General features: G+C 41.3%; 16 protein-coding genes and 1 pseudogene. 2 read left to right on the top strand and 15 right to left on the bottom strand.

Annotated features, from left to right (window positions below):
• Positions 1 to 23: 23 nt before the first annotated feature.
• Positions 24 to 623 carry a molybdenum cofactor guanylyltransferase gene (locus tag HC660_RS07805; RefSeq protein WP_168747654.1) on the bottom strand — a complete coding sequence of 200 codons (600 nt, stop codon included), beginning with the start codon at positions 621 to 623 and terminating at the stop codon, positions 24 to 26.
• Between the two features lie 132 nt (positions 624 to 755).
• On the opposite strand from HC660_RS07805, the gene HC660_RS07800 reads away from it, so the two are divergent.
• Complete coding sequence (locus HC660_RS07800) at positions 756 to 1,721, top strand: coiled-coil domain-containing protein (RefSeq protein ID WP_168747652.1); 966 nt, start codon at positions 756 to 758, stop codon at positions 1,719 to 1,721.
• 42 nt (positions 1,722 to 1,763) lie between these two features.
• On the opposite strand, the gene rok is transcribed toward HC660_RS07800, so the two are convergent.
• The 3 genes from rok to ahpA all read right to left on the bottom strand — a co-directional run bounded on the left by rok (position 1,764) and on the right by ahpA (position 3,881).
• Positions 1,764 to 2,348: a transcriptional regulator Rok gene (rok, locus tag HC660_RS07795; RefSeq protein WP_010334068.1), complete on the bottom strand. Its 585-nt coding sequence runs from the start codon at positions 2,346 to 2,348 to the stop codon at positions 1,764 to 1,766.
• A 451-nt stretch (positions 2,349 to 2,799) separates the two neighbouring features.
• Entirely contained in the window at positions 2,800 to 3,258 is a 459-nt protein-coding gene (gene ykuV / locus HC660_RS07790) for a thiol-disulfide oxidoreductase YkuV (protein WP_010334067.1), read from the bottom strand.
• 80 nt (positions 3,259 to 3,338) lie between these two features.
• Positions 3,339 to 3,881 carry a biofilm-specific peroxidase AhpA gene (gene ahpA, locus HC660_RS07785; RefSeq protein ID WP_010334066.1) on the bottom strand — a complete coding sequence of 181 codons (543 nt, stop codon included), beginning with the start codon at positions 3,879 to 3,881 and terminating at the stop codon, positions 3,339 to 3,341.
• 244 nt (positions 3,882 to 4,125) lie between these two features.
• On the opposite strand from ahpA, the gene HC660_RS07780 reads away from it, so the two are divergent.
• On the top strand, positions 4,126 to 4,929 hold the full coding sequence (locus HC660_RS07780; protein ID WP_010334065.1) for a mechanosensitive ion channel family protein: 804 nt from the start codon (positions 4,126 to 4,128) through the stop codon (positions 4,927 to 4,929).
• Between the two features lie 33 nt (positions 4,930 to 4,962).
• Here HC660_RS07780 and HC660_RS07775 read toward each other — a convergent pair whose 3' ends face one another.
• The 11 genes and pseudogenes from HC660_RS07775 to HC660_RS07725 form a co-directional block, all read right to left on the bottom strand.
• The gene (locus tag HC660_RS07775; RefSeq protein WP_010334064.1) at positions 4,963 to 5,208 is read right to left on the bottom strand and encodes a YkuS family protein; all 246 of its coding nucleotides are present in this window, start codon (positions 5,206 to 5,208) and stop codon (positions 4,963 to 4,965) included.
• Between the two features lie 60 nt (positions 5,209 to 5,268).
• Complete coding sequence (locus HC660_RS07770) at positions 5,269 to 6,393, bottom strand: N-acetyldiaminopimelate deacetylase (protein WP_168747650.1); 1,125 nt, start codon at positions 6,391 to 6,393, stop codon at positions 5,269 to 5,271.
• A gap of 70 nt (positions 6,394 to 6,463) precedes the next feature.
• Positions 6,464 to 7,174 carry a 2,3,4,5-tetrahydropyridine-2,6-dicarboxylate N-acetyltransferase gene (gene dapD / locus HC660_RS07765; RefSeq protein WP_168747648.1) on the bottom strand — a complete coding sequence of 237 codons (711 nt, stop codon included), beginning with the start codon at positions 7,172 to 7,174 and terminating at the stop codon, positions 6,464 to 6,466.
• Between the two features lie 105 nt (positions 7,175 to 7,279).
• Positions 7,280 to 7,735, bottom strand: coding sequence for a flavodoxin (locus HC660_RS07760; RefSeq protein ID WP_168747646.1), 456 nt, complete (start codon positions 7,733 to 7,735; stop codon positions 7,280 to 7,282).
• Between the two features lie 15 nt (positions 7,736 to 7,750).
• Positions 7,751 to 8,644 (bottom strand): WD40/YVTN/BNR-like repeat-containing protein, encoded by an 894-nt coding sequence (locus HC660_RS07755; protein ID WP_010334060.1) that lies wholly within the window; start codon positions 8,642 to 8,644, stop codon positions 7,751 to 7,753.
• The gene (locus tag HC660_RS07750; protein WP_010334059.1) at positions 8,634 to 9,110 is read right to left on the bottom strand and encodes a flavodoxin; all 477 of its coding nucleotides are present in this window, start codon (positions 9,108 to 9,110) and stop codon (positions 8,634 to 8,636) included. The genes HC660_RS07755 and HC660_RS07750 overlap by 11 nt, the downstream gene beginning before the upstream one ends.
• Before the next feature lie 115 nt (positions 9,111 to 9,225).
• Positions 9,226 to 10,107: a transcriptional regulator CcpC gene (ccpC, locus tag HC660_RS07745; RefSeq protein WP_010334058.1), complete on the bottom strand. Its 882-nt coding sequence runs from the start codon at positions 10,105 to 10,107 to the stop codon at positions 9,226 to 9,228.
• 145 nt (positions 10,108 to 10,252) lie between these two features.
• Positions 10,253 to 10,696: a cyclic-di-AMP-binding protein CbpB gene (cbpB, locus tag HC660_RS07740; protein WP_010334057.1), complete on the bottom strand. Its 444-nt coding sequence runs from the start codon at positions 10,694 to 10,696 to the stop codon at positions 10,253 to 10,255.
• A 137-nt stretch (positions 10,697 to 10,833) separates the two neighbouring features.
• Complete coding sequence (gene abbA / locus HC660_RS07735) at positions 10,834 to 11,025, bottom strand: AbrB antirepressor AbbA (RefSeq protein WP_003218673.1); 192 nt, start codon at positions 11,023 to 11,025, stop codon at positions 10,834 to 10,836.
• A 139-nt stretch (positions 11,026 to 11,164) separates the two neighbouring features.
• Positions 11,165 to 11,682 (bottom strand): annotated as a pseudogene (locus HC660_RS07730) (ribonuclease H-like YkuK family protein).
• A 109-nt stretch (positions 11,683 to 11,791) separates the two neighbouring features.
• Positions 11,792 to 12,031, bottom strand: a complete 240-nt coding sequence (locus tag HC660_RS07725) for a YkuJ family protein (RefSeq protein ID WP_010334055.1) — start codon at positions 12,029 to 12,031, stop codon at positions 11,792 to 11,794.
• Between the last annotated feature and the right edge of the window lie 230 nt (positions 12,032 to 12,261).

Raw genomic sequence — 12,261 nt, 5'->3', positions numbered from 1 at the left:
AATCATACCATGTTTTTCTCCCGTCAGTCCCAGCAGGAGAATGTCTTGAATTCTTCCAAACGCCTATAGTCATCGCGTGTATTAATATTCATAAACTCTTCCGGCACTGCCGCGATTTCCTCTGCCTGTACGTAACGAACTGAAATACGGTCTAACAAATCTGATATTCTTAATTTTTTCTCGGATAGCTGTTCATATAGAATAGGCATGATCCTTTTATGATACAGTGCTATCAATGGCTGCTCTCGTCCGCCTGATATCGGGATGACAGCGTCCGTATCGGCAGTCACCATGCGCCTGAGTTCCGCCATCGTCCTTCTACGTATTAACGGTGTGTCACAGGATAGAATCGTATAAAGGTCACCGTCTGTCTTTTCAAAAGCAGTATAGATACCAGCCAATGGGCCCATTCCCTGGAACGGCTCCGCGTCTTGATATACTTCGGTTTCGCCATTTTCTTGAAATCTATCGATAAACTCGGGACGGCTGATGATGACCGCTTGCTCACCAAGCGCCTTTTTAGCCCACTCGTAAAACATGTGGCCTTTCCATTTTACAAAAGCCTTTGGCTCCCCAAATCGGCGTGAGGCTCCTCCTGCTAAAAGTACATTTATATGCTTCATGCTCTCACCTCTAGTTACCAAAAGCATAGCAAAAGCAAGGCTCCAACGCCAATGCTTGTCTGTTTATTAAAGAGGAATAGCTGTTCAGTATTTGCATATTGTAATGTTAACATCATGAGGGAGATGGTTCGCTTGAAAAGATCAGGTCCTTTTTTCCATGACGTGTCACAGGAGAACCTTTATTTAAAATCAGAGCTGTCAAGGTGCCATAAACTTATTTCCGAGCTTGAGGCAAGCTACTTCCATCAGAAAAATAACAAACTGCTCAAAGAAAATACCAATATGAAAGAAAAACTTCAGCAGCTGTCTGCTGAGTTAAAGCAAATGTCAATGAAAGAAAAACACGCCTCCCATACGAGCCATACACTGCATCAAATGAGAGCCGAACTACTCGATAAAATCGTCACCTTGCAGGAGCTTCTTTCCGCGGAAACCTACAAACGCAAAACTGAAATTGAAGAAAAACATAAGCTTCATATCGAAAAAATCAAAATTGAGGAAGAAAATAAAAATTTGCATAAACAAATCATTCATCTTAATACCTCTATCCAGCGAGAACAGCACCAATTGTTTCAAGCAAAGCAGCAAGCCGAAACGATAAAAGCCGAAAACGGACACTTAAAAGAGCAAATGATAGAAAAAGAATACCAGCTAAAACATATCAAAATAGAAATAGATCATATGAAAGATCGAATCATAGAAACGAAAGAAAGGCTGCTTGAAATAGAAAAAACGAAAGAAAAACTATTTCAAGAAACTATTATTTCGTACAAACGGCAGCTTGATGAAAGTGATGCCTGGATTGCTTCTCATTTTGCCGATATTGATGGCGGCGCGAAACAGAAAGAAAAAACGGCAGAAGAAGCTCAAACCGTTTACGCACCGTCAAGTCATGTAGAGACCATCCTTGAAGATGTCACAAAACAAGTAAATGAGCTTCAAAAACAGCTGACCAGAGCCCAATCATCTGACCAGCTTATCAATCATAAAATTGAAGAGCTGAAGAGCCGCGCCGCCGAAGAAAAACCTTATCAAAAATGGGTGTATAAGCTTAATCTTGAAAAAGAAAACAAACCTTCCTCGAAAAAAACCCAATAATAAAAAAACTGCTTGAGCTCTTCAAGCAGTTTTTCTGTGTGCTTATTCTGTTGCTGATTCAGTTGATTCAACGGATTCGATTTCGCCCTCTAAAATGTACTGGCCACGATACGGTTTTTTCACTTCAGGATACATTTTAATTAAGCTTTGCATAAACGTTGTCATATTAGGAATTTCCAGACCGCTTTCCTTTTCAATCTCTTTTTGAAGTTCGGAACTTTTAATTGCCGCGTTGTGGCGTTTTAATGTTTTAATAGCCGCTTCACGCAGTTTAGCTGCTTTTGACCCCGGTCTTGCCGTTCCTCTTCTTCTTCTTGTCGCTCCATCTGGTATACCGGCAGGAAGAGAGGAAATAGTTTGAAGCTGAGGCTGGGCGGACTGCTGCTGTGATGGCGGCTGATAGCTTCTGATTTCCTGAGCTGCAAGCTCGGCGAGAACTGGCAGAGAGTCAGTTTTTCTTTCAGAACGGAACTCCTTTTTCGTTTCGGAAGGGCTTCCATTTCTGTCCAGCTCTCTTAATTTTGCGTATATTTTATCGCGTTCAATTTGATATTCACGAATGACTTTCACTTCAGCTTCATTTAATTGTTCTAATCGCAAGCGCAAAGCTTCTCTTTCATTAAACATTCCTCAATGTACCCCCTATCAGAATTAACATCTTTAATTAAGATATTAGATTACAAAAGTAATTTTATCAACTATTATTTTAGCATTTTACTATTATATTTACTCTATGAAAAATTCCTTATTTTCTGAAAACGTTTTATTTTTCAACAGACCTCTTTATCCACAAGGGTTTAAAGCTTATGTCAATTATTTGGAATAATGTTGAAAATCTATCTTTTAATTACTTCTTTAATGAAATTTAGTGTAATATCTACAATTTTCACGTTCTGAGATATGAAAAATATCTAAATTTGCAGAAAAACATAAGAAATTGGGTCTCTTTTTTAGAAGATAAGTCATTAACAAAGGGTTTTCTTATACCCAAATATGGAAAAATAAGCTTCTTACTCTTTTCCTTTTTTCCGTAAATAAAAAAAACCTGATAACCTCAGGTTTTTTTATTTGCGCAACATTATTCAGCTGCTTGTTCTGTTTCAGCCAGAACGCGGTTCACACGTTTTTCAAGCATTTTCATGCCGCTTCCGCCCGCTTGAAAATGACGAAGCTGGCCGGTTTTATCAAACACATAGTACGCAGGCACATACTCGTTTTCAAATGCGTCGGTTAAAGCGTGGTCGCTATCAACAAAAATAGGCTGAGTCATGTCATGTTCAGCAGCTACTTCCTTGATTTTGTCGAGATCCAGGTCGTCTTCGGAACGAGGCATATGAACAGCTACAACGTTCAGCTTGTCTTGATATTTGTCACGGAATTCATTCACCTGCGGCATTGCTTCTTTGCACAGATGACAGCTGATAGACCAGAAATGAATCAGTGTCGGTTTTTCTCCAATCAGTTGTTCTTTTGTTACTTCACCGTTGAACCAAGCTTTTTCTCCTGTCAATTCAGGCATTGGCTGACGTAATTTCATCGCTTTTTCCTCCTAGTGAGCAGTAAGAGTCAAAAAGGCCTAACGAATGTTAGACCTTTTTCTTTCGTTCTCAAAAAGAATTAAAGTGTTTTTTGACCTGGTTTCCAGTTAGCCGGGCATAGTCCGCCTGTTTGAAGTGCTTGCAGCACTCGAAGCGTTTCATCAACGTCACGGCCGATATTGTTATGGAAAACCGTTTGATATTGTAGCTCGCCTTCAGGATTGATAATAAACAATCCGCGAAGTGCAACGCCTTCTTCTTCAATTAAAACGCCATATTCACGGGATACTTCATGGTTAGTATCAGCAGCAAGCGGATATTTCAGCTGACCTAGACCATTTTCTTTGCGGTCTGTGTTGATCCACGCCAAGTGGGTATGGATTGTATCAGTTGAAACGCCGATCACTTCAGCATCAAGATCTTCGAATTCGTCATAACGGTCAGACATCGCTGTAATTTCTGTCGGACAGACAAAAGTAAAGTCCATTGGATAGAAGAAAAGAACCGTCCATTTGTCGTTTTTCATGTTTTCTTCAAGACTAACTTTGCCAAATTCCTTATTTGCAAGGACTGCTTCCATTTCAAAACGAGGAGCTTGTTTACCTACCATACGTTCTGCCATATGTATCCCTCCAATTGATAGTTTGGCTTTAAAAGCCAGACGGATAAGAAAATAAAGGAAAATATCCCTTATTTCGTTAATAACATCACAATGACCATTATATCGAAGCGCATTTTCACAGTCAATTTTTAACAAAGAATACATGTCTTTGCCTTCGACATTTTACGTTAAAAAGTTTAACATGTTCATGTATAGGGAAACAAATTTTAACATGCTGCAACACAATCAGAAAGGAAGCTCCAACATGGATTTTATTACACACTATGATTGGGCAGGTCTTGTCACCAATGCGGGTGTTTTACTCATTAAGCTCGTCATTATGATTTGCCTCTATTTTATCGTTCGATCTGTAGGCATGAGAATTATTAAACATCTATTTGCAAAATTTGAAGCGCAAAACAACCTGACTATTGGACGGGCTCACACGCTCCGAAGCCTGACACTTAATGTATTTGCTTACATATTGATTTTTATTTTTTTCGTTATGGTTCTGGATTTGTTTCATTACGATCCGAGCGCTCTTTTAGCAGGTGCGGGAATTGTAGGTCTGGCGGTCGGTTTTGGCGCCCAAGGCCTTGTCAGCGACATCGTGACAGGTTTTTTTATTCTGCTTGAAAAACAATTGGATGTCGGAGATTATATAACCGTTGCAACCTTTAATGGAATTGTGGAGCAGGTCGGTTTAAGAACGACCCAAATCCGCAGCTTTGACGGCACACTGCATTATATCCCGAATCGGAACATCACAAATGTAAGCAACCATTCCCGCGGAACGATGCAGGCGCTGGTTGATATTAAAGTCCCGGCTGAAAGAAACCTCGATGAAACCATTCACATCTTACAACATGTATGTGACGAAACGGCAGCTGCTCTTCCGCAAATTAAAGAGGGCCCTAATGTTATCGGCATTCAAGAGCTGGGAACCTCTGAAATTGTGATCAGAGTCATTGCCAAAACAGAAAATATGGAACAGTGGCGGGTCGAACGCGTGCTGAGAAAAGAAATAAAAACCGCACTCGACCGCGCTTTTCCTAAAGAAACAGAATAACAAAAGAACCGAAGCTTTTGCTTCGGTTTTTACTTACTGAATTCTGCTTTCAACTTCGCTGCAAATTTCTTCAGCAGTCATCCCGGAAGCTGTAATGACTGGTGCTTGTGTTACTGTATCGGCTATACCTTGCACATTGTTGTCTAGCCCTGTTACGACACAGCAGTCACAGCCTTTTGCATCTGCAGGACTTTTCATCATGACAACGTCATATCCTTTTTCTCTTAATGCAGCTTCTACATCTGATAACGACTGTTCAATTCCAATTTTTTTTGTCATAAAGAACACCTCCGTTAAATAGGGTGCTCATCATATGGCATTTTATTCTTTCCATCGTACTTAATTGGCATAAACAGAAAAATAACCTGTCATCACGTTAACCGCTGTTTCGATCGCATTTTCATCAGGATTCAGCTTCGCGTGATGGAGTCCGTGCGATGAATCAGCGCCGAGCCAGAACATGAAACCCGGATATTTTTTCAGCATGTAGCCAAAATCCTCTCCGGTCATCGCTTCTTTTGCTTCAATTACTTGTGCCAATTTGTGCTCAGCAACAAAAGACATAAATTCCTCTGTGAGCCCGCTTGTATTGTAAACTTGGTGATACACAGACGGATACGTCACTTTTCCTTTACAGCGAAAGCCGATTTCGATTCCTTTCACTAAATCTTCGATCCGTTCCTTTACCTGCTTCATGGATTCTTCAGAAAGCGTGCGGATTGTGCCTTCCAGGTGAGCTGTTTGCGCAATGATATTTTGCGCGGAGCCGCCCGTAATCGTACCGATAGTAATCACAGCGCTGTCCAGCGGGTCCGTATTTCTGGAGATGATTGTTTGCAGTTGAGTAACGAGTGTGCTTGCCGCTACAACCATATCCTCAGCTAAGTGCGGATAAGCTGCATGCCCCCCTTTGCCTTCCAGGTCAATGACAAGCTCTGATGTATTCGCAAAAAGCAAACCGCTTTTTGTCGCGATGGTTCCGACCGGCAGCTCTGGAGCAATATGAAGCGCAGTGATGAGATCAGGCTGCCACTTTTTCAAAACGTCGCTCTCTAGCATCGGTTCCGCTCCGCCTGGACCTTCCTCTGCCGGCTGAAATAAAAAGAGCAGATCATGCTTAACAGGGTGATGAACAAAGTGGTCGATGATGCCCAGCGCAATCGTCATATGCAAATCGTGTCCGCAGGCGTGCATTTTGCCGTGATGCTCTGATGCGAATGGCAGCCCTGTCTGCTCTTCGATTGATAGCGCATCAATGTCCGCTCGGTATCCGAGCATTTTTTCCGGCGCTGTTCCGTTCACTTTCACAAAAAGCCCTGTTCTCCATTTCTTAATTTCAATTCTGTCTTTCGGATATTGCTCCAAGACGTTTAATAAATATTGCTGTGTTTTGAATTCCTGAAATCCAAGTTCGGGAATACGGTGCAGATCTCTGCGGATTGCAATGAGCTCCTCTTTCTTCATTTTCATTTCCTCCTGCCTATACGAATAAGGCGTGGATATATCATCCACGCCTTTTTGATCAAATCATTCCTTACAGCTGGCGTAATTCCTGCTTGATTTCAGTTTTGCCTTTTGTTTTCTCATCGATATCTTTAATTTTCTTAGCAGGTGTTCCTGCAACAACTGTGTATGGCTCAACATCGTTCACTACGATCGCACCCGCAGCAACAACAGCTCCTTTACCAACTGTTACACCTTCGAGCACGACAGCATTTGCGCCGATCACAACGTCGTCTTCAATGACAACCGGTTTAGCGGATGGCGGCTCAATAACGCCCGCAAGCACAGAACCCGCACCAATGTGACAGTTTTTACCGACAGTAGCTCGTCCGCCAAGGACAACGTTCATATCGATCATTGTACCTTCTCCGATAACTGATCCGATATTGATAGAAGCCCCCATCATGATGACTGCGTTATCGCCGATTTCAACTTGGTCGCGGATGATCGCACCCGGCTCGATGCGCGCTTTTACATCTTTAAGATCAAGCATAGGAATCGCAGAGTTGCGGCGGTCATTTTCAACCACGTAATCCTCGATTTTGCTTTTGTTTTCTTCAATTGCTGTTTTGATTTCGTTCCATTCACCGAAAACAACACCAGTGTTTCCGTTTAGAAAAGCTTTCGCAGATTCACCGAAATTGATTCCTTCCAGCTCACCTTTTACATAAACCTTTACAGGTGTAGATTTTGTACTATTTTGAATAAATGAAATAATTTCATTTGCGTCCATCATTTTCATATGTATAGTCCTCCTCCTGATTTTCTACCTCATTACTGTATCAAAGGAAAGATACAAAGACAAGAAAAAAAGGAAACAGGCGCTCGGCATTTCTCTTTGCATCTATCAGACAGCACAGCCGCTTTTTCTAGCAAATTGTCTGCCGAATTCCTTTAATGCTTCCTCTTCTTCCCCTTCAGGATTCATTTCAACTTTTACGGAAGGAAGCACGATTTCGCCGCCTCGATCTTTTATTTTCTCTTCAAGTGTATCTACAGCACCGCAGAAAAATTCATATGCTGTATCACCGGAACCGAAAACGGCGCAGGTTTTCCCGGTAAAGTCAAGTGTATCCATTTCTTCGGCAAGTTCGAGAAATTCGTCAGGCAAATCTCCGTCTCCCCATGTATAGGTTCCTAAGATGATATGTTCATAATCATTAAAAAGCTCAGCATCATCAATGTCCATCGCTTCAAAGCGGTCTACTTCCGCTTCCGCCTCCTGAAGTCCCTTTTCAATCAAATCAGCCATGGCTTCTGTGTTGCCTGACATCGTTGCGTAAACCAGCAAAATCTTCCCCAATTCCGTATTCCTCCTCTAATGAATCATTGCTGAAACTTCGTACGGCTGGACAAATTTACATTCATACAAACCTGCACAAAAGAAATTTTCTCTTTGATTGGCCACTCTCCAGCCATGACCTTTAATGGTATCAAACCATCTTAGCTCTCGGGCCTCAAGATCAGCCTGATAAATCCTCGAATAGCCATTTTCATCTTGAGCCGTTGTGACATAAATAATGCCATCATCCTCTGAAATATCAAGAAACGATTCTTCCTTTTTCATCATGCTGGAATGTATCGTGACTTCTTCAGCCGTTAAAATATGCTGTGCAATGACGGCTCCGCGTTTCCCTTTTACAGAGCCCATTGCAGCAACCAGCCATTTTTCATTGAACACTAGCATGGATGCCGTCATACGGTTGTCTTCTTTTTTCACCATTCGGACAGCGTCTTGTGTGAAATCGTAAACCCAAATCCCTCCGAAGCATTCGTGTATTTGTGTACCAATATAAAGATTACCGCCGTGCAGACACAGTGAACGGATAACAGGCGGATGTTCAAATTCCGCAAAGGGTTTGGCAACCCGCCACGAAATACCGAAGTCTTCTGATACATAAACGCAATGCTTGCCATGGGCGCAAACAAATCCATCATTCCTGCCCGTAATCGCCCACACTGTCGCATTTGTCGGGAAGCTCGATATCGACCATGTTTTCCCCTCGTCAGATGAACGAATGATCGTTCCCTTTTCACCGACACCGAATAAATAAGGACCGATGTAACTGATGCAGTGTATTTTCGCTTTTAAACGAAAAAGCTTCTTCCAGCCTTGTTCCAAAGAATAATGAAAAATGCCCTCTCTTTTTACTGCCACAAAATAGCCAGAAAACGATGATGCCGCAACAGCTGTCGCACCTTTATGAAACATGGCTTTTTCCCTTGTTCACAAAATCTGCCCATGCAAGAAAACCTCTTGCAAATTCTCTGCAGCTTTCCACGTCATCATCCGTTTCAGGGGCAAGCTCAATTTTAAGTGTTTCTTGATAGACAGCAGCTCCCGCCTCTTGCAGCATGTCACTGAACAGATTGACAGCTTCGCAAAATTTTGGATAAGAATAATCCCCCGAGCCGAAGCAAGCTGTTTTCAATCCGTTCAGCTCGAGCTGCTGAACCTCTTCGAAAAAGTCCTCTGCTTCGTAAGGCAAATCGCCATCCCCCCATGTATAGGTGCCAATGAGCACATAATCATAAGAAGTCAGAGCCGATGTTTCTGCGTCATCCATATCGATGCAATCAATGTCTAAACCATATTCCTGCAGCGTATCTTTTATAATTCCAGCAATGTCTTCTGTATTTCCTGACATGCTGGCATATGTAATCAAGGCTTTTGCCATGTTATCACCTCATAATTGATAATGATTTTCAATATCATATTTACCACTTTAAATGATAATGATTTTCATTGTCAATATGTAAATAAAAAAAGACAGCCTTGTGCTGTCTTTTCTCTTAAAATGGGTGCTCTTGATCAAGCATCTCCTTTACAACTGAAACAAAAGCTTGAACTTGCTTTAGTTCAAAAGCAGGTTCATAGCCTAATAACCACGTATCCCGCCCGATAGGATTTCCTTTACCGTCTAACAGAGGCATTTTATTGACTTTGTCTTCGTTCTGAAGGGTAACAGACGGCAAAATCGCATATCCGATCCCGTGCAGCGCCATCTGTTTGCACGTTTCAATCTGATCAACCAATATAGTCTGTTTTGGCGACGTTTTAAATTTTTGATGCCACCAATGCTGAATCTCCTGAAAATAAGTGCTGTCGCTTTTAAATTGGATAAACGGCCGTTCTGTATGAGCAATATCTTCTATACAGGATATTTCAGTATCGACTAAATACAGATGGTCTGTCATTAAATAGTCTTTGCGGCCTTTCCACTCGGGGTTTCCTCTAATAATGCCAATATGAACCTGATCCTCATAAAGGCTTTTCAGCATTTCGCTGCTCCAGCCGGTAATAAGCGAAACCTTTGCATTCGGATACTTTTCCACATACGTTTTCAGAACTTTAGGAAGCCAATGCTGGCCGATGATAGAGGCGACGGCGAGCTTCAGTGTGCCGTGAATTTCTCCTTCGAGCTCATCGATATTTTCTCTAATTCTATCCTGCTCTGACGTAACGTCATTCGCAAACTGAATGATTTTCTCTCCGGCCGGCGTTACCGTCAATCCTTTTTGGGATCTTAAAAATATCTTTGTCCCCCACGCCTTTTCAATGGTTTGTAAACGCTGAGATAAAGCCGGCTGGGATACAAAAAGCCGTTCAGCCGCCTTTCTCATATTTAACTCCTCAGCTAAAACTACGAGCATATGAAGCTCTTGAAGCTGCATGTCGTCCTCCTTTTTTTATCAATAAGTTTTTCTTATCTCCCATTCTAATAAAAACTTAGTTTATGATTCAAGTCCTTTTCACCCCAATTTATGTATGCGCTTTCTTTATAGCTCTGCAAATATAATAAAAAATAGGCCGAGCAGCCTACTTGTTCAATGAGCGAATATGTTTATTCAATTCCTTCAAAACCACTCTTCTCGTGAAGATCCCCTCAAAGACCTGATCATCATTTTCAACGCAAACAAACCCGTTATCAATGACCATGCTGAATCCTTTGATAATCGGATCATTTATATGAAGACGCGGAATATCACTAAGCATGACTTCCTCTACGGTAATCTGGTCAAGCTTTTCGAATTCAATTCTTTCAAGACCAAAAATGCTGTTCATGATCATATTTGTCCCAATTAAGCCGTGTAAACGATAAGACGCATCCAGCACCGGGATGGCCGTGTATCCTGTTTTTGTCAGCACTAATAAAGCGTGCTCCAGGTTGTTCCCAACTTGAACGTGCGCTACTTTGTCCGCCTCAATCATAAATTGTCCGACTGTTGCCTCAAGAAGCTGATCTGATTGCAAGCTTATCATGTTTTCGACCCCTTTTCATTTTCATCAACACATACATTCCCTATACTACAATAATATAAACTTTATCAGTATTTGTCGAAAAGTTTCCTCAATAAAAAAGATACTCTTTGGAGGAGTATCAATTATAAAGTGTTCCATTAATTTTCAAATCGAAATCGGTCGTATAGCGTTACAAGTTTTTTGTAGGTGGTTCCGTCAACGTTTTTGGTTCCTGTCTCTATATCGTTGATCTCACTGCTTAAAAGCTCGATAGCATACTCATGATTGATCAGGATATTCAGCAGAAGTTTTTGTTCTTCTTCTGTAAATCGTTCACCGATAAGACTCATTCGTAATCAGGCCCCCTGTTTTATACTGAATACCTCTGAAAGCAAGAAAACTTACTTTCAGCTCTACCGCTAGAATAAGTAATCAGAAAACAATCGTCAACCGCATAATTCGACATTTCCCTCGGCTTGCGAGCCGGAATTATTTTGTGAAACGATTTGCATAGCTGAAGGCTGTGTATGAATCCGGTTTGATTTTAGCCTCAATCCCCATTGAAGTAATACGTCCTGTCATTTCTTGAATCAGTTCTTTTGTAAGCCCTTTTTTCCCAATATCCAAGTAACCTCAAATGTAAGATCCGCCCCTTCACCTGTAAAAGGCAGGAGCAGATCGGTAATATCCATCAAGTGTCCATCCAGAATATAGGCGGCTGTTTCTTGACTGTACGCCGTTTCTAACGAAATCTTTTCACGAAGGCTATGTATGGGTCTGTCGACTGCGTGGTTTTTCAAGCAGCCCCAAGCTCCCTTGCCTGTACGATGCAAATGTAATGCAGTAATAAACTTTGTGTAATCACGATAAACCTGAGAATCGGTTCCGATCGATAACACATATGAAGAACGGGGGTCCTTTCGGATAAAGGCTTTAAGCCGCTCCATCACATCTTGAAAGGTCATCTGTGCTTCTGAAAGATTATAAAACAGAAAAGAATCGGCCATGACGACACTCCTTTTCAAGGATTTACAACCATGAAACAAGTATGCTCCTTACCGTTTATTTCGATTACATGCTGCAAAGCGAAAGCTTGTTTCCCCTATATCAAGAGTCTTACTGCAGAAGTTCAAAGATTTCGATTGAAACCATGTCGATATTATCAAACGGATATGTGTTCGGCTTTTCACCTTTTTGGAAAACCGTCAGTTCGAACGTTTGATTTTTTTCGAAATATTTAACACTGCATATTTTTTCACCATTTACTTCGAAGTAGCGCTGCATTGGCTCGCTAGCCGCTTCCGCCGTTTCTTGCAGACTTTGCAGCCGTGTGATGATACCCATTAATTGTGACATTCTAAAAAAAGACTCCTTTCAAAAAACAACTTCAAATCAACAAGTATTTATTATAATACAAGTTCTATTGAGCATCATACCATAAAGTCGGACAGGATGGCATTTTCCCTGCTGAATTTAAGAAAAGAAAAAAAGTGAAAAAACTATTTTTACGTAGTTTGAGGCTTTTTTTGGAATGTCATACACACAATTATAGTTTTTTTGATATTCCGGCAGAATCCAACAGCCTT

The sequence above is a fragment of the Bacillus mojavensis genome (genome assembly GCF_012648005.1).
Lineage (GTDB): Bacteria > Bacillota > Bacilli > Bacillales > Bacillaceae > Bacillus > Bacillus mojavensis.
This window is presented reverse-complemented; position numbering and strand designations above follow the sequence as displayed.

Coding starts and splice junctions, on each gene's coding strand:
- ccpC (WP_010334058.1), bottom strand. CDS start 10,107: ATGCAGCTTCAAGAGCTTCATATGCTCGTAGTTTTAGCTGAGGAGTTA.
- HC660_RS07780 (WP_010334065.1), top strand. CDS start 4,126: ATGGATTTTATTACACACTATGATTGGGCAGGTCTTGTCACCAATGCG.
- HC660_RS07805 (WP_168747654.1), bottom strand. CDS start 623: ATGAAGCATATAAATGTACTTTTAGCAGGAGGAGCCTCACGCCGATTT.
- dapD (WP_168747648.1), bottom strand. CDS start 7,174: ATGAAAATGATGGACGCAAATGAAATTATTTCATTTATTCAAAATAGT.
- HC660_RS07750 (WP_010334059.1), bottom strand. CDS start 9,110: ATGGCAAAAGCCTTGATTACATATGCCAGCATGTCAGGAAATACAGAA.
- HC660_RS07775 (WP_010334064.1), bottom strand. CDS start 5,208: ATGACAAAAAAAATTGGAATTGAACAGTCGTTATCAGATGTAGAAGCT.
- cbpB (WP_010334057.1), bottom strand. CDS start 10,696: ATGATAAGCTTGCAATCAGATCAGCTTCTTGAGGCAACAGTCGGACAA.
- HC660_RS07725 (WP_010334055.1), bottom strand. CDS start 12,031: ATGTCACAATTAATGGGTATCATCACACGGCTGCAAAGTCTGCAAGAA.
- ykuV (WP_010334067.1), bottom strand. CDS start 3,258: ATGAAATTACGTCAGCCAATGCCTGAATTGACAGGAGAAAAAGCTTGG.
- ahpA (WP_010334066.1), bottom strand. CDS start 3,881: ATGGCAGAACGTATGGTAGGTAAACAAGCTCCTCGTTTTGAAATGGAA.
- HC660_RS07755 (WP_010334060.1), bottom strand. CDS start 8,644: ATGTTTCATAAAGGTGCGACAGCTGTTGCGGCATCATCGTTTTCTGGC.
- rok (WP_010334068.1), bottom strand. CDS start 2,348: ATGTTTAATGAAAGAGAAGCTTTGCGCTTGCGATTAGAACAATTAAAT.
- abbA (WP_003218673.1), bottom strand. CDS start 11,025: ATGAGTCTTATCGGTGAACGATTTACAGAAGAAGAACAAAAACTTCTG.
- HC660_RS07770 (WP_168747650.1), bottom strand. CDS start 6,393: ATGAAGAAAGAGGAGCTCATTGCAATCCGCAGAGATCTGCACCGTATT.